At 64.7% G+C, this 22,164-nt stretch carries 21 protein-coding genes; 7 read left to right on the top strand and 14 right to left on the bottom strand.

Annotated features, from left to right (window positions below):
* Nucleotides 1–33: 33 nt before the first annotated feature.
* The 7 genes from ACPPVP_RS08905 to ACPPVP_RS08875 form a co-directional block, all read right to left on the bottom strand.
* Nucleotides 34–822: a cyclase family protein gene (locus tag ACPPVP_RS08905; protein WP_426533233.1), complete on the bottom strand. Its 789-nt coding sequence runs from the start codon at nt 820–822 to the stop codon at nt 34–36.
* A 29-nt stretch (nt 823–851) separates the two neighbouring features.
* Nucleotides 852–2,093 (bottom strand): SDR family NAD(P)-dependent oxidoreductase, encoded by a 1,242-nt coding sequence (locus tag ACPPVP_RS08900; RefSeq protein ID WP_426533231.1) that lies wholly within the window; start codon nt 2,091–2,093, stop codon nt 852–854.
* Entirely contained in the window at nt 2,090–3,268 is a 1,179-nt protein-coding gene (locus ACPPVP_RS08895) for a thiolase family protein (RefSeq protein ID WP_426533229.1), read from the bottom strand. Before ACPPVP_RS08895 ends, ACPPVP_RS08900 begins: the two co-directional genes overlap by 4 nt.
* Nucleotides 3,269–3,294: 26 nt before the next feature.
* Nucleotides 3,295–3,723 carry an organic hydroperoxide resistance protein gene (locus ACPPVP_RS08890; protein ID WP_426533227.1) on the bottom strand — a complete coding sequence of 143 codons (429 nt, stop codon included), beginning with the start codon at nt 3,721–3,723 and terminating at the stop codon, nt 3,295–3,297.
* Nucleotides 3,724–3,732: 9 nt separating this feature from the next.
* Nucleotides 3,733–4,533: an aspartate/glutamate racemase family protein gene (locus tag ACPPVP_RS08885; RefSeq protein WP_426533225.1), complete on the bottom strand. Its 801-nt coding sequence runs from the start codon at nt 4,531–4,533 to the stop codon at nt 3,733–3,735.
* Nucleotides 4,534–5,056: 523 nt separating this feature from the next.
* Nucleotides 5,057–5,881, bottom strand: a complete 825-nt coding sequence (locus ACPPVP_RS08880) for an alpha/beta fold hydrolase (protein ID WP_426533223.1) — start codon at nt 5,879–5,881, stop codon at nt 5,057–5,059.
* Nucleotide 5,882: 1 nt separating this feature from the next.
* Nucleotides 5,883–6,053 (bottom strand): hypothetical protein, encoded by a 171-nt coding sequence (locus ACPPVP_RS08875; RefSeq protein ID WP_426538451.1) that lies wholly within the window; start codon nt 6,051–6,053, stop codon nt 5,883–5,885.
* On the opposite strand from ACPPVP_RS08875, the gene ACPPVP_RS08870 reads away from it, so the two are divergent.
* Genes ACPPVP_RS08870 through ACPPVP_RS08855 form a run of 4 tightly spaced genes read left to right on the top strand, consistent with a single transcriptional unit; the run spans nt 6,022 to nt 10,728 of the window.
* Nucleotides 6,022–7,170, top strand: coding sequence for an ABC transporter substrate-binding protein (locus ACPPVP_RS08870; protein ID WP_426533221.1), 1,149 nt, complete (start codon nt 6,022–6,024; stop codon nt 7,168–7,170). The two genes, ACPPVP_RS08875 and ACPPVP_RS08870, sit on opposite strands and share 32 nt — an antisense overlap.
* A gap of 38 nt (nt 7,171–7,208) precedes the next feature.
* Nucleotides 7,209–8,252 carry a branched-chain amino acid ABC transporter permease gene (locus ACPPVP_RS08865; protein WP_426533219.1) on the top strand — a complete coding sequence of 348 codons (1,044 nt, stop codon included), beginning with the start codon at nt 7,209–7,211 and terminating at the stop codon, nt 8,250–8,252.
* Nucleotides 8,249–10,018: an ABC transporter permease subunit gene (locus ACPPVP_RS08860; protein WP_426533217.1), complete on the top strand. Its 1,770-nt coding sequence runs from the start codon at nt 8,249–8,251 to the stop codon at nt 10,016–10,018. Before ACPPVP_RS08865 ends, ACPPVP_RS08860 begins: the two co-directional genes overlap by 4 nt.
* Nucleotides 10,019–10,023: 5 nt before the next feature.
* On the top strand, nt 10,024–10,728 hold the full coding sequence (locus ACPPVP_RS08855; protein WP_426537748.1) for an ABC transporter ATP-binding protein: 705 nt from the start codon (nt 10,024–10,026) through the stop codon (nt 10,726–10,728).
* A 29-nt stretch (nt 10,729–10,757) separates the two neighbouring features.
* Here the strand turns inward: ACPPVP_RS08855 and ACPPVP_RS08850 are convergent, their stop codons facing one another.
* From ACPPVP_RS08850 to ACPPVP_RS08820, 7 genes are read right to left on the bottom strand one after another with little or no spacing between them, the layout of a single operon-like run.
* Nucleotides 10,758–11,699 (bottom strand): 3-hydroxybutyryl-CoA dehydrogenase, encoded by a 942-nt coding sequence (locus ACPPVP_RS08850; protein ID WP_426537746.1) that lies wholly within the window; start codon nt 11,697–11,699, stop codon nt 10,758–10,760.
* A 32-nt stretch (nt 11,700–11,731) separates the two neighbouring features.
* Nucleotides 11,732–12,823: an NAD/NADP octopine/nopaline dehydrogenase family protein gene (locus tag ACPPVP_RS08845; RefSeq protein WP_426533215.1), complete on the bottom strand. Its 1,092-nt coding sequence runs from the start codon at nt 12,821–12,823 to the stop codon at nt 11,732–11,734.
* Between the two features lie 23 nt (nt 12,824–12,846).
* Entirely contained in the window at nt 12,847–13,494 is a 648-nt protein-coding gene (locus ACPPVP_RS08840) for a flavin reductase family protein (RefSeq protein WP_426533213.1), read from the bottom strand.
* A 9-nt stretch (nt 13,495–13,503) separates the two neighbouring features.
* Complete coding sequence (locus tag ACPPVP_RS08835; RefSeq protein ID WP_426533211.1) at nt 13,504–14,415, bottom strand: fumarylacetoacetate hydrolase family protein; 912 nt, start codon at nt 14,413–14,415, stop codon at nt 13,504–13,506.
* Between the two features lie 10 nt (nt 14,416–14,425).
* Nucleotides 14,426–15,553, bottom strand: a complete 1,128-nt coding sequence (locus ACPPVP_RS08830; protein WP_426533209.1) for a cupin domain-containing protein — start codon at nt 15,551–15,553, stop codon at nt 14,426–14,428.
* 39 nt (nt 15,554–15,592) lie between these two features.
* Nucleotides 15,593–15,997 (bottom strand): RidA family protein, encoded by a 405-nt coding sequence (locus ACPPVP_RS08825; RefSeq protein ID WP_426533207.1) that lies wholly within the window; start codon nt 15,995–15,997, stop codon nt 15,593–15,595.
* A 39-nt stretch (nt 15,998–16,036) separates the two neighbouring features.
* The gene (locus ACPPVP_RS08820) at nt 16,037–17,209 is read right to left on the bottom strand and encodes an acyl-CoA dehydrogenase family protein (protein WP_426533205.1); all 1,173 of its coding nucleotides are present in this window, start codon (nt 17,207–17,209) and stop codon (nt 16,037–16,039) included.
* A gap of 277 nt (nt 17,210–17,486) precedes the next feature.
* Here ACPPVP_RS08820 and ACPPVP_RS08815 point away from each other — a divergent pair, with 277 nt between their 5' ends.
* The 3 genes from ACPPVP_RS08815 to ACPPVP_RS08805 are packed head-to-tail and all read left to right on the top strand — an operon-like array spanning nt 17,487 to nt 22,155.
* Nucleotides 17,487–19,649 carry a thiamine pyrophosphate-dependent enzyme gene (locus ACPPVP_RS08815; RefSeq protein ID WP_426533203.1) on the top strand — a complete coding sequence of 721 codons (2,163 nt, stop codon included), beginning with the start codon at nt 17,487–17,489 and terminating at the stop codon, nt 19,647–19,649.
* A complete protein-coding gene (locus tag ACPPVP_RS08810) occupies nt 19,646–21,187 on the top strand; it encodes an indolepyruvate oxidoreductase subunit beta family protein (RefSeq protein ID WP_426533201.1) in 1,542 nt (513 codons plus the stop codon). The genes ACPPVP_RS08815 and ACPPVP_RS08810 overlap by 4 nt, the downstream gene beginning before the upstream one ends.
* A gap of 2 nt (nt 21,188–21,189) precedes the next feature.
* Nucleotides 21,190–22,155 (top strand): PDR/VanB family oxidoreductase, encoded by a 966-nt coding sequence (locus ACPPVP_RS08805; RefSeq protein ID WP_426533199.1) that lies wholly within the window; start codon nt 21,190–21,192, stop codon nt 22,153–22,155.
* The last annotated feature ends 9 nt before the right edge of the window (nt 22,156–22,164 follow it).

Here is a 22,164-nt window from a genome sequence, read left to right as displayed (position 1 = left end):
TTTCATGATGTCACTCGATTTGCATGATGGGACTTAAGCCTGTCCCGCAGGGACCAGCGCAAGCACGCGCAGCGGACTGCCGGAGCCGTTCTGAATCTTGAGCGGCGCGGCCACGATCACCGCACCGGTCGGCGGAAGCTGGTCGAGATTACACAGGCATTGCAGGCCGTAGCGCCCGCCGCCGTGCAGGAAATGGTGCGCCGGATAGGGCGGATCGAGATGACCGGCCTGGCCGGCATCGGTCCCGATCGTCTCGGTGCCGAAGCCGATGACGCCACGCTCCTCCACGAGCCAGCGCATCACGGCGGCATCCGGCCCGGGCGTATGCGCGCCATCGTCCTTTAAATTGGCATAGTCGCGCCAGCCTTTCTTCGACCAGTCGGTACGCAGCAGCACCCAATGCCGTTCCGGAATCCGCCCGTGGCTTTTTTCCCAGGCTTCGAGGACAGGTATCGTCAAAAGGAAATCCGCATCCTTTGCGGCCTGCGCCGAGCAATCGATCACGCAGGCCGGCGCGATCATGTCGCGCACCGGCAGCGTGTCGACCGAATTGTTGGGCAGGTCCTTGCCGGTGAACCAGTGGATCGGCGCGTCAAAATGCGTGCCGGTGTGCTCGCCAAAAGTCAGGTTGTTCCAGTACCAGGCAGGACCACTCGCATCGTAGCGCGAAATCTGCTGGATGCGGACCGGCGCGGCCTGGCCGAATTCCGGCGGCAGCACGATGACGGGGAAGTCCGGGCTGAGCGTAAACGTCAGATCGACGACGCGCACCGCGCCGGATGCCACCGCGCCGGCAAATTGCATGAGATTATTGCTGTCCATTGCGCTTCTCCCGTTTCTGGCAAACCCACCTACGCCCCGAGTTCACGTTCGACCGCCTTGGGGTTGGCCGCAAGGCGCTGGCGAATGTCCTCGGCGACATCGCCCACGAACACATCTTCAAGCCCACGCTTGAGCGCCGACGCGATCGCGGTCGCGACCGCGCGCGGCGCGACCTTCGGCGGCGGCACCGTCTGGAACCATTCGATATCAAGCGGCCCTGTGAACACGTTCACCACCTTGACGCCGCCGGGCCGAAGCTCCGCCCGCAGGCAGTGCGACAGCGACAGGCAGGCGGCCTGCGACGCCGAATACGCGCCGAACACCGGCCAGTTCGCCAGCGCATAGACCGACAGGATATTGACCCAGGCCGCGGCGCTGTTGACGCCATCGGAGCCCCGCATCCGCATCGCCGGCCCGAACGCCTGTGCCAGATGCACGAAGCCGAGATAGCTCTGGTCGATCTCGTCGCGCACGACGCTGGTGCCTTGCCGATCGAGCAGCCCGCCGGAGCGGACATGTTCGGTGGTGTTGACGAGAATATCGACCTTGCCGCCAATGTCGGCCGCGAGATCCGCAACCGACTTCTCATCGCTGATATCGAGCGGCACGATCTGGACTCCCTCCAGCGCGCGCAGCGCATCCTCGCCGCGGAACGGCTTCCACGGTTCGGCGACACCGACGAACACGATCGATGCGCCGGCCGCCTTCAGCGCGGCCACCACTTCCTGCCCGACGATACTCCGCCCGTTCGTCACCAGAACGCGCCGGAATTTCGGATCGGCCGTCATCTCACGCCACTGCCTGTCGTCCGCCATGTTGGTGGTCTCCCGTTCGGGATGCGCGAAGGCTACCGCCTGCCCGCTTTTGTCCAGTTGAAACGACATCACGACTGGCTTGCCCTCTTCGCAACCGGCATGCAGGTGCGTCACGAGGGTCGGCCCGCATTCCATCGCGACCAGCCCGACGCGCCATGGCGCACGCTCACGGAAATGCACGTCGGCCGGAATGTGCAGCGTGGTTTCGGACAACAACGTGCCGCGCCGCGGCGCGTCCGCGAAGACGAGATCGGCGGAAAGGCAAGAAGGACACGCATCGCGCGCCGGATAGCAGAACGTTGCGCATGCGCCGCAGCGCTGCAGCATGAAGCGGCCCTCGGCGGCGGCCCGTGTAAAACCGTGCGAGGCGCGGCTGCGCGCGCGCGGCGGGGACGTCGGCAGCCGCGTCCGTAGCAGCGGATTCTTCCGGCGCGGTTTTGCGATCGGTTCGATCATGCGTCTGGTCCCGCGAGGATCGCCGCGCCCGAAGCGAGGCCGCGATCATAGTTGATCATTCCGAAGCCCGACGCCAACCCGACGCGAGCATCCCTGACCTGGGTCGGGCCGGCCTGCCCGAGCACCTGCCGCATCGCCTCGACCACGCCGAGATAGGCGCCGCCCGCGCCGGCCTGGCCGACCGAGAGTTGCCCGCCGGAGGTGTTGTGCGGGAAGCTGCCGTCGATCGTCAGATCATGCTGGCGCACGAAGTCCGGCCCCTCGCCCTTGCGGCAGAAACCGAGATCCTCGAACTGCATCATCGAGATGACGGGGTAATCATCGTAAGTCTGAACGAAGTCGAGATCGTCAGGCTTGACGCCCGCCATCGCATAGAGCTCGTCAATGTCCGTCGCCCACCCGCCCCGCACCTGAACGGGATCGTCGCCGAACGCATTGTGGCGTTCGATCGTCGAGAGAATTTTGACGGCAGGCAGCTTCAGCGAAGCGGCGACGTCCTCGCTCATCACCAGGAACGCCTCTGCGCCCGCGCACGGCATCACGCAGTCGAACAAATGGATCGGGTCGGCGATCGGCCGCGCCGACATGTACTGCTCGATCGTCAGCGGCGCTTTCATCAGGGCATGGGGATTGCGCAACGCGTTGCTGCGCTGGGCGACGGCGATCTTGCCAAAGTCCTCCCGCTGCGCGCCGAACGTTCGCATGTAGTTGCGCGCGATCAGCGCAAAACTCGCATTGGCGCCGCCGGCGCCGTAGGGATAGACGGCGTCCTGGTTGAAGCGCGAGAAGTTTTCCAGCGTGTAGCGGAAGGAATCGACGTGGTTGGTATCACCGGCCACGCAGGCCACGATGCGGGCGTCGCCCGCCTGCACCGCCCGCGCGGCCTTGCGGAGCGCGGCAATCGCGCTCGCGCCGCCGAGCGGAATGGTATCAAGCCATCGCACGCACAGTCCGAAATGCTGGGTGAGGCCGACCCCGCTATCGAGCCCCGCCGTGAAACTCGAAACACAGAACCCGTCGATATCGCGGGGCGTGATCCCGGCATTATCGACGAGCGCCTTCAGCGCACGGCCGATCCACCATTGCGCGCTTTCGATCGAGTAACGCACATAGGGAATCGTCACCGGAACCGCCATCACGACCCGATCATAAGGTGTTCGGATGGGGTTTTGCATCGGACTGCAGAGTTCCTGTCAACCGTTCAGAGCACGGTCAGTTTGACGTCGATATTGCCGCGTGTCGCGTTGGAATAAGGGCAGCGCTCGTGGGCGCCGGCAACCACTTCCTCAGCTAAGGATTTCTCCAATCCTGGAAGCAGCACCTTGAGCTCGACAGTGAGCGCGTAGCCGACCTCGATCGGCCCCATGCCGACCTTGGCGGTGATGGTCGGTTCCGCCGACGGCGTAATCTTGCGCGTTCGCGCGACGAGTTTCACCGCGCCAAGGAAACAGGCGGCGTAACCGGCGGCAAAAAGCTGCTCGGGATTGGTTCCCGGTCCGCCCGGCCCGCCCAGCGATTTCGGCAGCGACAGCGATACCGACAACAGCCCGTCGTCGCTTGCGGCCTTGCCGTCGCGCCCGCCGGTCGCGGTCACTTCGGCTTCATACAGAATCTTGTCGGGCTGCAGCATGTCTTGTCCTCAGGGGCTCTTTGGTTTGTCGGCTTGCGTGCGCGCCACGGTGGCTCGGAAATCCTGGCGGGCGCGGTCATTGGCCAACGCGAAGCTCGGGCCCCGGCTCGGCTCAGTGCCGTTGAGGCGCCGCAACTGCACCCACATCTCCGCGCTCTTCAGCGCAACTGCCGCGCAGTTGACCACGGGCGCATGACCGATCTTGAAACCGTGCTCGCTCGCAATGAGCAGACCAGGCAAGACGCCGGCCGGGATGATGACGTCGGCGCCGCGATCGACCAGCGGCTGCGCACAGGCCGCGAAGTCGGTCAGCATGCGCGCTTTCGCCACCGCATCCCCTGCAAACGCGGCGCTGAAATCCTCCGGACGGCAACCCATGCCGGTGACATGTGCCACGCGGCCAGAAAGCCCGTAGCGATCGGCCTGCTCGTAATGCCAGACCTCGAAGGCAGCATCGAGCGTGACGAGGCCAAGTCGCCGGCCAAGCTGGGAAGCCGCAAGCAGCGTCGCCTCACCGGTCCCGATCACCGGAATCGTCAGCGCCGAGCGCAGTTCGTACAATCCCGGATCCTGGAAGTGGCCCATGACATAGGCGTCGAAGCCGCTCTCCTGCGCCGCAAGGCCGTTGTCCACCGCCTGGATGGCGCAACGGAATTCGCTCAGGCGCCCGAAGTCGCGGTCGGCGGGCGTGATGCCCTCGACATGAACGCTGGTGCCGGCCGCGGCGATCTCGTTCAGATAGGCCGCAAGCCGCGCCATGTAGGGCGCGCTCGTAGCCTGGTCGACGAAGCTCTGCCAGAAGATACGCACAGCGGGTATCCTGTTTCACAGGCGAACCGTGCCGAGCCTCGAACCTCCGTGGTTACAGAGGGCGACGACACGCACAGGCCGGTCGCTGCGGAGGCGCGCTGCAGAGTGACGCCATCCCCATCGACAAAAATATTTCAACCACAAAATAATTTGGGCGTCAATTGAGCGGCGCGCCGACGCACGCTGCGCACGACAAGATCGGTTTGCCGAAAGGACAGGCAGATAGCGCCTTACCCTTTTGCACTAGCGAATTCAGCTCTCGCGACCGCACGCTCCGCGGAAAAGTTTTTCCGCGGAGCGCGAATCTGGCGTATTGACCTGCGGCCGATAAATACTTTAGGCTTTAAACAATTGACAGGGAGTGGGCGCGGTGCCGACGCACGTCGCCTTGATAGGTTGCGTTGATAAGGGCTCTTCAATCGTGGCTGAGACCATCGACCTCGGGACAGCGGGTGCTACCGGCGGCTTCGCACGCGCGGCGGCTGGCCCCGCCGTTTCAGGTCCCACTTCCGGTCTTGGCCGCTCAGCTCTTGGCCGTCTGAGCGGCAATGAAGTCGCCGACGAGGCCGGCGAAAGCTTCCGGCATCTGATCGGGAAGCGGCACCATGCCTCCTGAGAGCTCGTGCAAGATGCTGCCCTCGATGGCTCCAGCGACCTTCGGAGCCACCGGATGAACGTGCGGATCGCCCGTCGGAGCAATGACCAGCGTGGGACAGTGGATCTGTCCCAAACGGTCCTCCATCCGGTAGCGATTCACCACCCGGTGGCCTTCCGCCGCCATCTCGCCGGCCCGCAGCGCGTCGATCATGAAGCGCTGCAGCAGATCGATATCATCGGCGGGGTAGAACGGCTGCCGGCGCGCCCAGAGCTCCGTGAGATGAACGCCGTCGGTCCGTGCTTCCACATCGTCGATGACGCGCGTGCCGCGGTGTTTGGCCCGGCGCGCCGCGTCGACGAAAGGACAGGCCGAGAGCACCAGCGCGCTGACGCGCGCAGGCGCCGAGGCCGCCATTTCAACCGCGATCGCCGCACCGGTATGATGGCCGACGATCGCGGCGCGCGGCGCTTCCAGCGCATCGAGCAGCGCGAACGCGCCCTCCGCCCACAGTTCGATCGATGGGTCGCCGGCAGGGGAATCGGAATCCCCGAAGCCGAACGTGTCCATCGCAATCGCACGGAAATCGCGGCCGAGCAGCGGCAGCACGTCCCGGTATTCGTCCCACGAGCGCGGCGTCTGGTGCAGCAGCAGAACAGGAAAGCCTGTTCCCGCCATCGCGACGTGGATGCGGCCGAGAGGCGTCGTGACGAAGCGGCGCTCGACGTTGGAAGCGGTTCTGGTGGCGTTCATCTCATAACTCCCATGCCGACGCGGGGATCATGCCCGCGCCAGGTTTCGGCGACAACTGCGGCATCGATCGTGCTGGTCCGACCTCGATCCATGCTGACATCTCGCTCAGGTCGCGGCTGTTTTCAACCAAGGGGAATGCAATGCGCAAGATGTTGAGTTTGACTGCACTCATCGGCAGCCTCGTGGCGGCCTCGACCGCACAGGCCGACATCACGATCGGATTCGTGACGTCGCTCAGTGGACCCGGCGCCTCGATTGGCATCCCGTACGGCCGCGGCATCCAGGCCGCCGTGGAATACAAGAGCGAGGTCAATGGCGAGAAGATCAAGCTGATCCAGCTCGATGACGGGTCCGATCCCTCCGCCGCGACCCGCAACGCGCGCAAGCTCATTGAAGAAGAAAAGGTCGATCTCCTGATCGGCACCGCAACCACCCCGTCGACGATTGCGATGATGGCGGTCGCGACCGAGTTGAAGGTGCCGATGATCGCCGTCTCTCCGCTGACCGGACAACCGAATCCGGCCGATCAGTGGGCCATCTCCGTTCCGCAACCCGCCTCGCTGCTGGTCAAGGTCGTCGCCGACCGCATGAAGCGCGACGCCATGAAGAACATCGGCTATATCGGCTTCTCTGACGCCTGGGGCGACCTCGTCTACAACGGCGCCAAGGCAGCCGAAGCCGAGGACGGCATCAAGGTGCTGACCAATGAGCGCTATGCGCGCGTCGACACGTCGGTCACCGGCCAGATCCTTAAAGTTCTTGCAGTGCGTCCGGATGCCGTGTTGATCGGCGGATCGGGCACGCAGGGCGCGCTGCCGCTGCTCGCGCTCGGCGAACGCGGCTTCAAGGGCAAGACCTACGGCACGGTCGCACTGGTCAATCCCGATTTCGTGCGCGTCGGCGGCAAGGCCGCGGATGGAATCCAGGTCTCCGCCGGCCCGGTGATCGTGGCCGAACAGCTTCCCGACAGCCATTTCGCCAAGAAGCTCGCGCTCGAGTTCCGCGCCGCCTTCCTGAAGGCCAACAATGTCCCGACCACCGACGGTTTCTCGGCCTATTCCTTCGACGGCTGGCGGATCTTCACCTCCGCCGCCGAGCGTGCGCTGAAGACCGCGAAACCCGGCACGGTCGAATTCCGCAAGGCCCTGCGCGACGAGATTCTCAACACCAACGAGCTCTCGGGCGTTCATGCGGTCTACAACTTCAAACCGGGCGCCTACTATGGCGTCGACGAGCGGGCGCTGGTGATCGTCCGCCTGGTCAACGGCGCCTGGACCTACGAGCCCTGAGCGAGACTGAAGCGTAACACGGAAGGGCGGCCGACCGCATGACGGCAGACATCGCAGCGATCCTTGCGATCGACGGAATAGCCACCGGGGCGGTCTACGCCCTGGTGGCGATCGGCACCGTGCTGATCTTCACCGTAACGCGGGTGATCTTCATTCCGTTCGGCGACATCGCAGCCTTCACGGCGCTCACCCTGGCGGCGCTCGACGCCAAACAGCTTCCCGGAACGGTCGGGCTGGTTGTCGTGCTGGCGTGCATGGCCAGCGCGATGGAAGTGGTCTCGCTGGCGCGCGCTGGCGAGCTTCGCGCGGTGCCGAAGGCCGTCCTCGGCTATCTCGTGCTTCCGCTGATCGTCGTCGGAATCGTCTGGCTGACGATGCGCTTCAATCCGCCGATGCCGGTCCGGATCGTGCTGGCGCTGCTCCTGATCATGCCGATCTCGCCGCTGCTGGACCGGATCGTGTTCCGCCCGATCGCCGACGCCTCGGTGCTGTTGTTGCTGACAGTCTCGGTCGCACTGCACTTCGCGCTGGTCGGACTTGGTCTGCTGTTCTTCGGTCCCGAAGGTGTGCGGACCGAACCGCTGACGTCGATGGCGATCGAGATCGCCGGCGTTCACGTTTCCGGACAGACGGTGCTGATCCTGGCGGCGGCGCTGGTGTTCAGCGGCCTGCTGTTTCTGTTCTTCGACTTCACGCTGATCGGCAAGGCGCTGCGCGCGACCGCCCTGAACCGCACGGGCGCCCGGCTGATGGGAATCAGGCCGGCGCGCGCAGGCACCATCGCCTACCTCTTGGGATCGCTGATGGCCGGCGTGTCCGGCATCCTGATCGCGCCTGTGAACACCATCTTCTACGATTCCGGATTCCTGCTCGGCCTGAAAGCCTTTGTCGGCGCCATCGTCGGAGGCATGGCCAGCTATCCAGGCGCCGCGCTCGGCGCATTCGGCGTCGGCATTATCGAGAGCTTCGCTTCGTTCGAGAGCAGCACCTTGAAGGACGTCATCGTCTTCTCGCTGCTGATCCCCGTCCTGCTCTGGCGCTCGCTCGCCTCGCAGCATTCCGAAGAGGAAGTCGAGGAATGACACTGCAGCAGATCCGTCTCATCATTGCCGCCGCAATTGCCTGCCTCATCGCGGCGCCTTTTGTGCTTAATCCGTTCAGCATTACCTTGCTGAACTACATCGGCATCTACTCGCTCGCGGCCATCGGGCTGGCGCTGCTGACCGGGGTCGGCGGCATCGTGTCGTTCGGCCAGGCGGCTTTCGTCGGCGTCGCGGCCTACTCAACCGCGTGGGTCACGGCGATGAACGGCTATTCCCCCTGGCTCGGGCTGGTGCTGGCGATCGTCCTGACCTGCAGCATCGCGGCGATCCTGGGTTTCGTGACGCTGCGCCTGGGCGGCCACTTCCTGTCGCTGAGCACGGTCGCCTGGGGACTGGCGATCGCGTTTCTGTTCGGCAACATCGACGGTCTCGGTCAACACAACGGCATCTCGGGCATTCCGCCGATCTCGATCGGCCCGATCGCCCTGGTCGAGAGCCGGCAGATCTATTTTCTGATCTGGGCCATCGTCGTCGCGGTCCTGTTCGTCTGCTACAACCTGCTCGACTCCCGCATCGGCCGCGCGATGCGCGCGCTTCGCGGCGGCAATACGCTGGTCGAAAGCCTCGGGATCAGCGCATTCCAGATCAAGCTGGTGACGTTCGTCATCGCCGCTTTCCTCGGCGCGCTGTCCGGATGGCTCTATGCCCATCTCGGCCGCTTCGTCAGCCCCGGACCGTTCGACGCCAGCATGGGCATCGAATACCTGATGATGGCGATGGTCGGCGGCTCAGGCAGCATTCTGGGCGGCGTGGTGGGTGCTGCGATCGTCACGCTTCTGAAGAATTCCGTGCAGGACTATCTGCCGCTGATCGCCAAGGGCGCCTCCGGCCAGCTCGAGATCGTGGCTTTCTCGGCGCTGTTCATCCTGTTCCTGCAGCGCGCCCGGCAGGGCATCGTCCCGTTTCTTGCAGGTTTTCTCCCTGAACTGAAGCAGTCCCGTCCGCAAGCGGCGACCGCGTTGCCGCGCCGCGAGCAGCCGGCGCCCGGCACGCTCCTTCTCAAAGTGAGCGACGCGCAGCGGCGGTTTGGTGGTCTCGTCGCCGTCAACAATGTCAGCTTCGAGGTCAGGTCCGGCGAAATTCTCGGGCTGATCGGGCCGAACGGCGCCGGCAAGACCACGATGTTCAATCTGCTCACGGGGGCGCTGCGCGCCAACAGTGGCGAGATCGCGTTCGCGGGCCGTTCGATCGCCCGTGACCAGCAATTCCACATCGCCCGCGCCGGAATCTCCCGCACCTTCCAGCACGTCAAGCTGCGCCCGCGCATGACGCTGCTCGACAACGTGCTGCTCGGCACCTATTCGCGGACCACAACCGGCCTGCTCGCCGGCGCCCTGCGCCTGAACCAGGCGGAAGAGGCCAGCGCCCGCTACGAAGCGCTGCGGCAACTCGAACGGGTTGGCCTCGGCGACAAGCCGTTCGAACTCGCCGGCAATTTGCCGCTTGGCAATCAGCGCGTCCTCGAAATCGCCCGCGCGCTCGCCGCCGACCCGACGCTGCTCGTCCTCGACGAGCCGGCGGCCGGCCTGCGCCGCCAGGAGAAGCTCAAGCTGGCCGAATTGCTGCGGTCGCTGCGCTCGGATCATCTGACCATCCTGCTGGTCGAGCACGACATGGAGTTCGTGATGTCGCTGGTCGACCGCATCGTCGTGCTCGATTTCGGCTCAAAACTCTGCGAAGGCGCGCCGGCGGCGATCCGCAGTGACGCCCGCGTCCAGGAAGCCTATCTCGGAGGTGTCGCGTGACACAGATGTTCTCGATCGAGAATGTGTCGGTCGCCTACGGCAAGGTAGAGGCCGTGCGGAATGTCTCGCTTTCCGTCGAGCAGGGACAGATCGTGACCGTGATCGGCCCGAACGGCGCCGGCAAGACGACGTTGCTGATGGCCGCCATCGGGCTGCTGAAGTCCACGGGACGGATGATGTTTCAAGGCGCCGATCTGGCGCGGATTGATGTCGAGGGTCGCGTCGAGCGAGGCCTTTGTTTGGTGCCTGAGAAGCGCGAGCTGTTCGCCGACATGTCGGTCGCCGACAATCTGCTGCTCGGCACCTACAGCCTGCGTGATCGCTCGACGACGCGCAAAAGCCTCGACGACGTGTTCGACCGTTTTCCGCGGCTGAAGGAGCGCAGCAAGCAGGCCGCCGGCACATTGTCGGGCGGCGAACGGCAGATGCTGGCGCTCGGTCGCGCGCTGATGGCGAAGCCGAAACTTCTCGTCCTCGATGAACCCAGTCTCGGCCTCGCCCCGCTCATCGTCCGCGAAATCTTCCGCACCATCGCCTCGCTGCGGAGCCTCGGCGTATCGGTCCTGCTGGTCGAGCAGAACGCCCGCGCCGCGCTGGAGACCGCAGACTACGGCTATGTGCTGGAAACCGGCGAGATCATCCAGTCCGGCCCGGCGGACACCCTGATCCACGACCCGAAGCTGATCAACGCCTATCTCGGCGGCCACTGAAGCGCGGTGCGGGCTACACGTAGCGCGCTTCAAGCGACAGGTTCGCGCGCCAGACCCATGGCCCGCAGCGCCGAGGCAAAGGCCGCAAGGCGCTGCTCGCGATAGGCGGCCTGGTCGACGCCTTCGTAGTTCATGAAACCCTGCCCGGTCTTCATGCCGATGCGTCCCTCGCGCATATTCGTCGCAATGATGTCGGGCGCGGCGTAACGGCGATCGCCGAGCGCCTCGACCAGATAGCGGCTGGCGTGATGAAGGATATCGCCGCCACCCCAGTCGATGAACTCGAGCAGGCCCAACACGGCAAAGCGGAATCCGAAGCCATAGATGACGGCCTTGTCGATATCCTCCGCCGAGGCGACCCCTTCCTCGACCATGCGGGCGGCCTCGTTCATCGCCAGCGTCTGGATTCTGGGAACGATGAAGCCCGGCCGCGCCGCGCAGACCACCGGCACCTTGCCGATGCCTTCGAGCAGCGCCTTCATCCGCACAGTCACTTCCGGCGCGGTGAGCCGCCCCGGCGACAATTCGATCAACGGCACCAGATAGGCCGGATTGAGCCAGTGTGCATTGAGGAAGCGGCTAGGGTGTTCGATCGAGCCCGCGAGATCATCGACCAGTATCGTCGACGTGGTCGAGGCGATGATCGGGCCTTGGCCCGCCAGCTGCGAGGCTTCGGCCAGCGCGGTCTGCTTCAGGCCGAGGATTTCGGGCATACCTTCGAAGATGACATCGCAGCGCGGCAGCGCAGCATCCGCCTCTTGCCGAGGCACGGTGGTGATGCGCTCGGCGATTGTGGGCACAAGCTCCAGCGGGAGCATGCCGATGCGCGAGAGGATTTCGAGCGTCGAACGGATTTCCGCCTTGGCTTCGGCTGCCAGCGCCTCAAACGCCGAATCTTCTCGTTCCTTGAAGTCGACGACGATCACGTGGTGGCCGGCGAATGCGAACACGACCGCGATCCCGCGGCCCATTCGTCCAGCGCCGAGGCATCCGATGACCGGTTTCATCGGAAACCCTCGACCAGAAGGGTTTGCAATGCGGCCCGGTCGAGATCGCCGAGGCCGAGCGAAGACAGGCTGCGGCCCGTCACCGCGAAATCCTGCCCCGTGACGGCAGAGCCGATCGCCAGGAACGCCTTGACCAGCGGCGTTTGCACGCCTGCCAGACCGGCCACCGAAGCGAGGAATGACAGGCCGAGGCGCAAATCCTCCAGCATGTAGCGGTGCTCAACGAGGATAAGGCGTTCAGACCAATCGCCGGAATCCGTGAGCTGGTCATGCGCGTCGCGCGCATACATCCAGGGTTCGCCATCCTTCGAATAATGGTCGGCGAGTGGAAAGTGCGGCCCCCCGTAACCAAGCGCCTCACGAATGGCGATGCGTTCGGCATCGAGCGCGTCCGTCACGCGGCGGATGGCCGGCTGCGTTCCTTCCTTGTGGATGTCCCACTTTTCGAAGTGCTCGATGGGACCGGCGTTCATCGTGATCAGCGGCGGATGAATGATCGGACCGGCGTTCATCAGCGCTCCCGACAGCGCATCGCCGCATGGCTCGATGGCGTTCGGAAACGCGCGTTCGATCACGCCCAACGCGTGCGGGGCGAGACGCAATGGAAACACGCCGGTCGGCAACCGCGCACCCCTGCCAGAGATGCGGACGGCGTAAGGCCCCTGCTTACGTGCCAGCCACGGCAGGGTTCCGGTCTCCGCGGTAGCAATTTCCGCGCGGTTGCCAGCGTCCTTTGCCGCGCGGGCAAAGATGTAGGAACCGAACGTACCAGGCGGCAGAAACACGACCTGGCCGTCGCGCAAATGCGGCGCGGCCAGTTCGGCGATCGCGGCCTGCGCGAAGGCCGGCGCCGGACACAGGATGAGGTCGGCGGCGTCGATGGCTTCCGCGATCGCTGACGTGACCAGAGCCAGCCGCGCATCTCGGCGACCCGATCGATCGATGACCGTTATCGTGCTGCCCTGCGCGCGATGCGCCTCGACATCTCCGGGATTTCGACGCCACAGCCGGACTTCGTGACCGGCCAAGGCGAAGTCGCCGGCGGCCGCGAACGAACCGTTGCCCCCACCCAATACCGCAATCTTCAAGATGTCCTCCGCTTCAGGTCCCGCTACGCAGGATTCGCCTTGACGTTCTTTTCCTGCCACGCTGCCCAGGTCGGGCGATCGATCTGGAACAGGTCGGTGGAGCGCGCATACCAGCCGCTACCGTGCATACGGGCGATCAGGCGCAACGCCTGCGTATCGATGTGACAGCGCTCCTTGTCCAAAATCACGGCGTCATCGACATGGGCGCGGACCACGCGGCCGATAACGGCGGTCTGCCGCGGCCCCGTCACCAGCGACGTGAGGACCCGGCATTCGAACGACACCGGCGATTCCGCGATACGCGGCGGGCGTACCGCCTGCGAGGCGGTCGGCGTCAGGCCAGCGAGCTTGAGTTCGTCGATGTCGGGCGGCGCATCGATACAGGTGATGTTCATCGCCTCGGCATTGGCTTCGCCAACGAGGTTGACGACGAATTCGCCGGTGTCGAGGATATTCGCCGCCGTGTCCTTGAAGCGCTCGGAGCCCGCCAGAAGCCCGATTGCGACCGTGGGCGGCTCATGCCCCATCACATTGAAGAAGCTGAAAGGTGCGGCATTGATCACGCCGCTCGCGGAAAGCGTGGTGATCCAGGCGATCGGCCGTGGCGTCACCGTGGCCGTCAGGATCTTGTAGCGGTTCTGCGCTTCCAACGTCTCCATATCGAAGATCATGCCGGCCTCTCAGATCGCGACCACCGGGTGGCGCAGCCGGCCGATGCCGGTGACTTCCGCCTCCACCACGTCGCCCGGCCACAGCCATTCCTGCGGAGAGCGCCCGGCGCCGACGCCCTCGGGCGTGCCGGTCGCGATGATGTCTCCCGGCTCCAGCGTCATCGCCGCCGAAATATCCGCAATCAGGAGCGGCACCTTGAACAGCATATGGCGCGTGTTGGAGCGCTGCTTCTCGACGCCGTTCACCGTTAGCCAGAGATCGAGCGCGTGCGGGTCAGTGATTTCGTCCGCCGTGACGATGCAGGGTCCGAACGGCGCGTAGGTGTCCTGCCCTTTGGAATAGATCCACTGACCGGCGCGGCGATTGTCGCGGGCACTGACATCGATCATCACGCTGTAACCGAATATGAAGCCGAGCGCCTCGGCTTCCGACACGCGCCGCGCGGTCCGCCCCATGATGACGGCAAGCTCGACTTCCCAGTCGAGCTGTTGCGTGATCGCCTTGTTGTGTTGGATGGCCTCATCCGGGCCGATCACGCTGGTCGGCGGCTTCGAGAAGATGATCGGCTGCTTGGGCAGGTCCTTTGCCGTATCGAGGGCGCGCGACGATTCCGCGACGTGCTCGACATAATTGAGACCGATGCCAAAAATGTTTTTGCGCGGACGCGGGATCGGCGCCAGCAGCCTGACATTCGCCAGCGGCAAAGCCGCGCCTACCGGCCAGTTATCCTTGCCGTCGTTCAATATCTTTTTGAGCGCCGCCAAGGCCGGCGGCCCGAGATCGATGAAATCGAGCATCGATGAAGGAAGGGAAACCCCGGCATGGTGGCCCGCCTCCTCGACGTCCACAACGAGATCATCGACGAGAGCACCTAGACGGGCTGCAGCCTCAACGGTGCTGCGATAGGTAACAAGACGCACTGCTTCTCTCCTAGGATACGAGGGGCTGCCGGCCGCCATTATCGCCAAAGGCTTCCTCGCGGTAGAGGCCGAGCGCATGCATGACCGGCAGGTCGTTGAAGGTGAAGAGGCAGGCGTCGTCGCTGGCGGAAGCGTTAACATGCTCATGCCAGGCCCAGGACGGGACGCAGAAGATGTCACGCTCCTTCCAGTCGAAGCGCTTGCCGTCGATGATCGAGTGGCCGTGGCCCTTTGCAACCTGATAGATGAAGCTGCCGGTGTGACGATGCGCCTTCGTGCTCTCGCCCGGCCGCAGCATCTGCATCGACGCGCCGATCGTCTGCATCACCGGACCGCCGGTCACCGGGTTCACATAGTTCATGAGAACGCCGTCATAGGGCGAACCGTCGGTGGCCTTGCCGTAGCGCTGCAGCGCCTCGTAGGTCGGACCCCACTCATATTTCAGCAACGGCGAATATCCCTTGGACCATTCGGCGCCCGCCGGACGCAGGCCGGGATTGCCCCAGGTGTGCGTCATGTCATCGACGGGATAGCCGACGCTCTGTTGCAGGTCGGGATGGACGACATAGAAATTGGCTTCGAGCGTGTTGACCAGGGGAATATCAAGACCGTCCTGCCAGATGCAGGGCGTGCCGTCGCTGGAAACGCCGTGTTCATGCCAGGTGCCGTTCGGCGTCAGCACAAAATCGTTGGCGCCGAGCGTCATCTTGTGGCCGTCGACGATGGTGTAGGCGCCCTCGCCTTCCATGATGAAGCGAAGCGCGGAAGCCGAATGCGCGTGGGCGGACGCGACCTCGCCCGGATGCATGATCTGCAAGCCGGAATAGAGCCAGCCGACCGCGGCGGCGTGATCACGCCGGCCGGGATTGTTCAGATAGATGACGCGGCGGCCGGCCTTCTCCGGCGACACCAGCTCGACGGAGCGCAACACATGCGCACGAAGGTCCTCGTAGCGCCAAAGCACCGGAACGGAGGATGATTTGGGCGCCCAGGGCTCGATCTTGTTCGCGACCGTCCAGAGCGCGCCGGCCTCCAGCCTTTCGAGTTCGTCGTAATAGGCGAGCAGTTCAGGCGTATCCTCGACATTGGCCCGTCCAGCCACGTCTTCCCGGTGGTTCTCGCGCGCTTTCGTTGCCATGTCGCCTCCTGTTCTGGCGCCGTATTCGGCGTCGCGTTGTCAGTTCATCTGGTCAGGTATCACCGCAATCGCCTGGATTTCGACCTTGGCGCGATCCTCGATCAGCCCCGACACCTGCAGCGCCGTCATGGCCGGAAAGTTCCGGCCCATGACATCGCGATAGGCCACGCCGATTTCCTTCAGGCGCGCCGAGTATTCCTTGCGATCGAGCAGGAACCACGTCATCGACACGATATGTTCGGGCCCGGCGCCACCGGCGCGCAACACGGCTACGACGTTTTTCAGGGTCTGGCCGGTTTGCTCCACCAGATCGTCGGATTCGAACTTGCACTGTTCGTTCCAGCCGATCTGGCCCGCGACGAAGATCATCTTGCCGCGGGCGGCGATGCCGTTTGCATAACCGCTCGGCTTGGCCCAACCGGGCGGCTGCAAGAACTCGAACATTTCATACTCCCGTAGCAGGACACGACTCGACACCTGCGGCTAGGCCTTCAGGACGTCGCGTCCGATAATGAGTTTCTGGACTTCGGTCGCGCCTTCATAGATGCGCAACGCACGTATCTCGCGGTAGAGCTGCTCGACGATTTCGCCCGAGCGCACGCCGCGGCCGCCGAACATCTGCACGGCGCGGTCGATCACTTCCTGCGCGGTTTCGGTCGCGACCATCTTGGCCATCGCCGCTTCGCGCGTCGTGGAAGCTTTCTGCACGTCGCGCCGCCACGCCGCCCGATAGGTGAGAAGCGCGCTGGCATCGACGCCCGCCGCCATGTCGCCGAGAGCCGCCTGCGTCAGTTGCTGGTCTCCGAGCACGCCGCCGAACATTTTCCGGGTCCGCGCATGTGCTGTTGCCTCATCCAGTGCGCGGCGGGCAAAGCCCAACGCGGCAGCTGCGACCGACGCGCGGAAGATATCGAGCGTTCGCATCGCGATCTTGAACCCTTCGCCCGGCGAGCCCAACAGCCGCGCCGCCGGAATCCGGCAAGCCTCGAAACGCAGCGTCGCCAGCGGATGCGGCGCCATTACGTCGATGCGGTCGGCAATCGAGAAGCCGGAATCGTCCGGAAGCACCACGAAGGCGGAAATGCCCCGCGCGCCAGGCGCCTCGCCGGTTCGCGCAAACAGCGTATAGACGTCGGCGATGCCGCCGTTGGAGATCCAGGTTTTCTCGCCATCGAGGATGTAGTGATCGCCTTCGCGCCGGGCGCTGCAGGCCATGGCGGCAACGTCGGAACCGGCCTCCTTTTCCGACAGGGCAAAGGCCGCCACCCACTCGCCACGCCGCGCCTTCGGAAGCACCATTGCGCGCAATTCGGGTGAGCCGGCAATCGCCACCGCGCCGGTGCCAAGTCCCTGCATCGCAAAGGCGAAATCGGCAAGCCCGCTGTGCCAGGCCAGCGTCTCGCGGGCTATGCAGATCAGCCGGGAATCGATCACCGCATCGGGCTGGTTGCCCGCGACCGACGCCTCCAGCAATCCCGCGGCGCCAAGCCGGCGAACCAGCGAACGGCAGGTCTCATCGACGTCACCGCCGTGTGTATCACCGAGACCGGCGGCAAATGCATCGAGCGCCGCGGCGTATTCAGTGTGGCGGGAATCGAAGAACGGCCACGCGAGATGTTCGCGAGACGGCCCGCGCAACTGCGAAACCGGGGTCATTTCAGTCTCCCGCAAAGGCCGCCTTGGCACACGCCGCCAAGTGCAACGCGCGCCAATAATGTTTCATGGCTAAAATATCCTGTCAAGCGAGCCGGTGCGGGTCCGGAGCCGGGCGACTGTGCACCAAGCCTACTAAACAGGCTGCAAAATGCGCACGAATGAACGTACGGTGCTTTACCGCGTTCAAAACCCGCAAGTCCGATTGACATCATTTTTGTTTGATGTCTAAAATTATATTCGGTCATCCGGAGTTCCGGCGGGGCCTCAGGAGGCGAGCATGGCAGAACGCTCTTTCGCGCGCGAGGTGGAAGACCTCAAGCTCGGCGCCGGCCAGGAATTTCGCGGCGAAGGTATCCTCGCGATCACCAAGGCACTGCTCGAATGCGGCGTCAGCTATGTCGCCGGTTACCAGGGCGCGCCGATCTCGCATCTGATGGACGTGCTGTCGGACGCGCAGGATATCCTTTCCGACCTCGGCGTGCATTTCGAATCCAGCGCCAGCGAGGCGACCGCGGCGGCGACGCTTGCGGCTTCCGTGATGTACCCGATCCGCGGCGCGGTCACCTTCAAGGCGCCGGTCGGCATCAACGTCGCGTCCGACGCGCTCGCCAACCTGTCCTCGGGCGGCGTCACCGGCGGCGCGCTGATCATTATCGGCGAAGATTACGGCGAAGGCTCCTCCATCATGCAGGAGCGTTCACACGCGTTTGCGATGAAGTCGCAGCTCTGGCTGGTCGATCCGCGGCCCAACGTGGCGTCGATCGTCAAGGCTGTGCACGATTCCTTTGAGCTATCGGAGGCATCGAATACGCCCGTGATGCTGGAAGTGCGGATTCGCGCCTGCCATGTGCACGGTCGCTTCGCCACCCGCGAGAATGTCCGCCCCAGTTTTCCGCTGGCCCGCGCGCTCGACGCGCCGTCGCGCGACACCAACCGCATCGTGCTGCCGCCGGCCTCGTTCCTGCACGAGAAGGAGAAGGTCGAGCAGCGCTGGCCCGCGGCGGTCGAATTCATCCACGCGCGCGGCATGAACGAGACGTTCGAGGGCGATATCGACGATATCGGCATCATCATGCAGGGCGGCATGTATAACGGCGTCATCACCGCGCTGCGCGAGGCCGGCCTTGCCGACATCTGGGGCGAGACGAGGGTGCCGCTCTATGTGATGAACGTGACCTATCCGATCGTCGACCGCGAGGTGATCGAGTTCTGCCGGGCTAAGAAGGCCGTGCTGATGGTCGAGGAAGGCCAGCCCGAATTCATCGAGCAGGCGCTGCACAAGATCCTGCGCAACGCAGACATCCCCTCAAAACTGCACGGCAAGGACCTGTTGCCGATGGCCGGCGAATACACCGCCCAGGTGATGGGCGCGGCGATCGGCGCCTTCATCCGCCGCTGGCGCCCCGACGCGCTGCCGGATGCTGCGCGCGCGCCGAACATCGACCGGGTCGAGGTCGACGACAAAATCCGCGCATTGGCCGAAGTGGTACCGCCCCGGCCGCCGGGTTTTTGCACCGGCTGCCCGGAGCGGCCGATCTTTTCCGCGATGAAGCTGGTGGAGAAGGAGCTCGGTCCACATCATATCGCCGCCGATATCGGCTGCCATTTGTTCTCGATCCTGCCTCCATTCAACATCGGCGCGACTACCATGGGTTACGGTCTCGGCCCGGCGTCGGCGTCCGCCTTCAACGTTCCGGCGAGCAAGCGCTCGATCTCGATCATGGGCGACGGCGGCTTCTGGCATAACGGGCTGACCAGCGGCGTCGGCAACGCCGTCTTCAACCAGCACGACAGCGTGATCGTCGTGGTCGACAATTATTATTCCGCCGCGACCGGCGGCCAGGACATCCCCTCCTCCCGCGCCGACAACCGTTCGCGTTCGACCAAGCATCCGATCGTCGAGGCGGTAAAGGGCGTCGGCGCCAAATGGGTGCGCCAGATCGACCGCACCTACGACGTCAAGCGCATGCGCGACACGCTGCGCGAGGCGCTGACGACGGAGGAAAAAGGTCCAAAAATCATTGTCGCCTCGTCGGAATGCATGCTGAACAAGCAGCGGCGCGTGAAGCCGCTGCTGGCGGCCGCCGCCAAGCGCGGCGAGCGCGTCGTACGCGAGCGCTTCGGTGTCGATGAAGACACATGTTCCGGCGACCACGCCTGCATCCGCCTGTCCGGCTGCCCGTCGCTATCGGTGAAACCGACCAGTGATCCCCTCAAGGACAATCCAGTCGCCGCTGTCGACAATACCTGCGTCGGCTGCGGTCATTGCGGCGAGGTCGCGGACGCGGCCGTGCTGTGCCCCTCCTTCTATCGCGCTGACATCGTTTCCAACCCCACCGCGTTCGAAGCGTGGCTCGATCGTATCTGGCAACGGATGATCGGCGCCTTGCAGCGCTGGCGGGCGGGACGGCGGATCATGTTCCAGCAGGAGGCGATATGAACGTCTCCGTGGCCCCCTCCTCCATCGCGCTCAGCCAGGCGCGTCCCATCACCGTCGCGGTGCTCGCGATGGGTGGCCAGGGCGGCGGTGTGTTGGTCGACTGGATCGTGGCACTGGCCGAGCGGCGCGGCTGGTTCGCGCAATCGACCTCGGTGCCCGGCGTCGCCCAACGCACCGGCGCCACGATCTATTACATCGAGATGATTGCGCCCGACGCGAGCAAGCCGGAGCGTCACCCCGTGCTGTCTCTGATGCCGGCCCCGGGCAAGGTCGACATCGTGATCGGCGCCGAATTGATGGAAGCCGGCCGCGCCATCCTGCGCGGGCTGGTCTCGCCCGATCGTACGCTCTTGATCGGCTCCTCGCACCGCTCTTTGGCCGTGGTCGAGAAGACCGCGCCCGGCGACGGCACCGCCGACGCGTCGCAGGTCTATGAGGCAGCCAATGTTGCAGCCAATCGCTTCATCGCATTCGACATGGCGGAGATCGCGGACGCCACCGGCAGCGTGGTTTCCTCGGTCCTGTTCGGTGCGCTCGCGGGCTCCGGCGGCCTGCCCTTCACGACAGAGGATTTTGAATCCACGATCCGGGCGGCGGGCGTCGGCGTCGATGCCAGCCTGCGCGCCTTCACCGCCGGCCGCGAGCAGGCCGTCGCCACGCTCAAGCAGGATCCCAAGATCAAGCCCGTGGCAAAGCCGCCGCTCGCAAAGCGCTTTCCGCGTCTCGAACCGATCGGTCATGCCGATTACGACGCGCTGGTCGCCCGGGCGCAGCAATTGCCGGAAGCACTGCACGGCATCGTCGCCGCCGGCCTGCAGCGCGTCGTCGATTATCAGGACACGGCCTACGGCCGCGAATATCTCGACCGGCTGGAAGCGATGCCGCGCGACGCCGTCCTGATGCAGGCCTTTGCCAAATATCTCGCTATCGCGATGGCCTATGATGACGTGATCCGCGTGGCCGATCTCAAGACCCGCGCAGGACGATTCGACCGGGTGCGCCGCGAGGCGCGGGCCGGTGATGACCAGATTCTCGGGATCACCGAATTCTTTCATCCGCGGATCGAGGAAATGGCAGGACTGCTGCCACCATGGCTCGGCGAGAAGATCGAGAGCAGCGAGCGCCTCGCCCGGCTCATTGATCGTGGACGCAGACTGCGCACCACCGCACCGACGGCGTTCCTGATGTTGTACTTCATGGCGGGCTTGCGGCGAGTGCGCCGTCGCACGCTGCGGCATACCCGCGAAATGCGCCATCTCGATCAATGGGCGCAACGCGTGCGGAAATTCGCAACGCACGACCTCGCGCTCGCAACCGCCGTGTGCGAGGCGCGCCGTCTCGTTGGCGGCTATTCGGACACGCATTCCCGTGGTGAGACGAAATTCGACAAGGTCATGCAGGCGTCCGAACGGCTGGCCGGCCGGCCTGATGCGGCCGAATGGGTGCAGCGGCTGACCAAGGTCGCGCTGAAGGACGCCGATGGCGCTGAGCTCGACGGCGCGTTGCGTACCGTCGAGACACTGTTCGAGGACGCCTGAGGATGGATCAATTCGAGGTCGTAGTGTCGAAGTCCGAGGCGCTCACGCCGCGCATTCGCGAATTCGTGCTGGCGCGCGCCAATGGCGCGCCGATGCCGGGCTGGGCCGCGGGCGCCCATATCGATGTTCATCTGCCCGATGTCGGCCGGCGCTCCTATTCGCTGATCGAGACGGCGTCACCGCGTGCGGCGGCTGAACATCCGACCGCCTATCGCATCGCCGTGCTGCAGGAAAGCAAGAGCCGCGGCGGCTCGACCCATATGCACGGTCTCAAGACCGGCGATCGCCTGACGATCTCGCCCCCGGCGAACAATTTTCCCCTTGGTGCGGGCACGAGCGACGTCGCGCTGGTCGCGGGCGGCATCGGCGTGACGCCGCTGCTCGCGATGGCCTGCGAATTGAGCGCAGCGAAGCGGCCATTCTCGTTCTATTACGCCGGCCGCAACCGCGGCGAACTCGCTTTTCTCGGCGAGATCGAAGGGCTGGCCAGCGCCAGCGCGACGATCCACGCTGACGACGAAGCGGGCCGCTTCTTTGATCTTGAGGGCCTGATGAACCGGCTTGCACCCGACGTGCCGCTTTATCTCTGCGGGCCGCTGCCGATGATCGAGGCCGCGATCGCGCTGGCCAAGCAGATGAACTGGCCACAGGGGCGGCTGCATTTCGAAATCTTCAGCGCCCCCGAAGAGAAGTCCGGCGACGCCAGTTTCGAGGTCGAACTGAAGGGCAGCGGACGCGTCTATGAGATTCCTGCCGGCAAGACCATTCTCGACGTGCTGCTCGACGCCGGCGAAGACCCGATACATGACTGCAAGCGCGGCGATTGCGGGATCTGCCAGACCACTGTCATCGAGGGCATTCCCGATCATCGCGACTACATCTTGAGCGAAAGCGAGAAGGCATCGAACAAGGTGATGCAGATCTGTATTTCGCGCGCGAAAACCAAGCGACTCGTGCTCGACCTGTGAAGGAGGAAC

This window comes from Bradyrhizobium sp. McL0615, assembly GCF_049993905.1.
Lineage (GTDB): Bacteria > Pseudomonadota > Alphaproteobacteria > Rhizobiales > Xanthobacteraceae > Bradyrhizobium.
Note: the sequence above shows the minus strand (reverse complement) of the source record. Positions and strands in the feature narration are given on the sequence as shown.

Excerpts from the sequence above, each read along its gene's own strand:
- ACPPVP_RS08905 (WP_426533233.1), bottom strand. The coding sequence starts at position 822 with ATGGACAGCAATAATCTCATGCAATTTGCCGGCGCGGTGGCATCCGGC.
- ACPPVP_RS08900 (WP_426533231.1), bottom strand. The coding sequence starts at position 2,093 with ATGATCGAACCGATCGCAAAACCGCGCCGGAAGAATCCGCTGCTACGG.
- ACPPVP_RS08895 (WP_426533229.1), bottom strand. The coding sequence starts at position 3,268 with ATGCAAAACCCCATCCGAACACCTTATGATCGGGTCGTGATGGCGGTT.
- ACPPVP_RS08890 (WP_426533227.1), bottom strand. The coding sequence starts at position 3,723 with ATGCTGCAGCCCGACAAGATTCTGTATGAAGCCGAAGTGACCGCGACC.
- ACPPVP_RS08880 (WP_426533223.1), bottom strand. The coding sequence starts at position 5,881 with ATGAACGCCACCAGAACCGCTTCCAACGTCGAGCGCCGCTTCGTCACG.
- ACPPVP_RS08870 (WP_426533221.1), top strand. The coding sequence starts at position 6,022 with ATGCGCAAGATGTTGAGTTTGACTGCACTCATCGGCAGCCTCGTGGCG.
- ACPPVP_RS08875 (WP_426538451.1), bottom strand. The coding sequence starts at position 6,053 with ATGAGTGCAGTCAAACTCAACATCTTGCGCATTGCATTCCCCTTGGTT.
- ACPPVP_RS08865 (WP_426533219.1), top strand. The coding sequence starts at position 7,209 with ATGACGGCAGACATCGCAGCGATCCTTGCGATCGACGGAATAGCCACC.
- ACPPVP_RS08860 (WP_426533217.1), top strand. The coding sequence starts at position 8,249 with ATGACACTGCAGCAGATCCGTCTCATCATTGCCGCCGCAATTGCCTGC.
- ACPPVP_RS08855 (WP_426537748.1), top strand. The coding sequence starts at position 10,024 with ATGTTCTCGATCGAGAATGTGTCGGTCGCCTACGGCAAGGTAGAGGCC.
- ACPPVP_RS08850 (WP_426537746.1), bottom strand. The coding sequence starts at position 11,699 with ATGGGCCGCGGGATCGCGGTCGTGTTCGCATTCGCCGGCCACCACGTG.
- ACPPVP_RS08840 (WP_426533213.1), bottom strand. The coding sequence starts at position 13,494 with ATGATCTTCGATATGGAGACGTTGGAAGCGCAGAACCGCTACAAGATC.
- ACPPVP_RS08830 (WP_426533209.1), bottom strand. The coding sequence starts at position 15,553 with ATGGCAACGAAAGCGCGCGAGAACCACCGGGAAGACGTGGCTGGACGG.
- ACPPVP_RS08825 (WP_426533207.1), bottom strand. The coding sequence starts at position 15,997 with ATGTTCGAGTTCTTGCAGCCGCCCGGTTGGGCCAAGCCGAGCGGTTAT.
- ACPPVP_RS08820 (WP_426533205.1), bottom strand. The coding sequence starts at position 17,209 with ATGACCCCGGTTTCGCAGTTGCGCGGGCCGTCTCGCGAACATCTCGCG.
- ACPPVP_RS08815 (WP_426533203.1), top strand. The coding sequence starts at position 17,487 with ATGGCAGAACGCTCTTTCGCGCGCGAGGTGGAAGACCTCAAGCTCGGC.
- ACPPVP_RS08810 (WP_426533201.1), top strand. The coding sequence starts at position 19,646 with ATGAACGTCTCCGTGGCCCCCTCCTCCATCGCGCTCAGCCAGGCGCGT.
- ACPPVP_RS08805 (WP_426533199.1), top strand. The coding sequence starts at position 21,190 with ATGGATCAATTCGAGGTCGTAGTGTCGAAGTCCGAGGCGCTCACGCCG.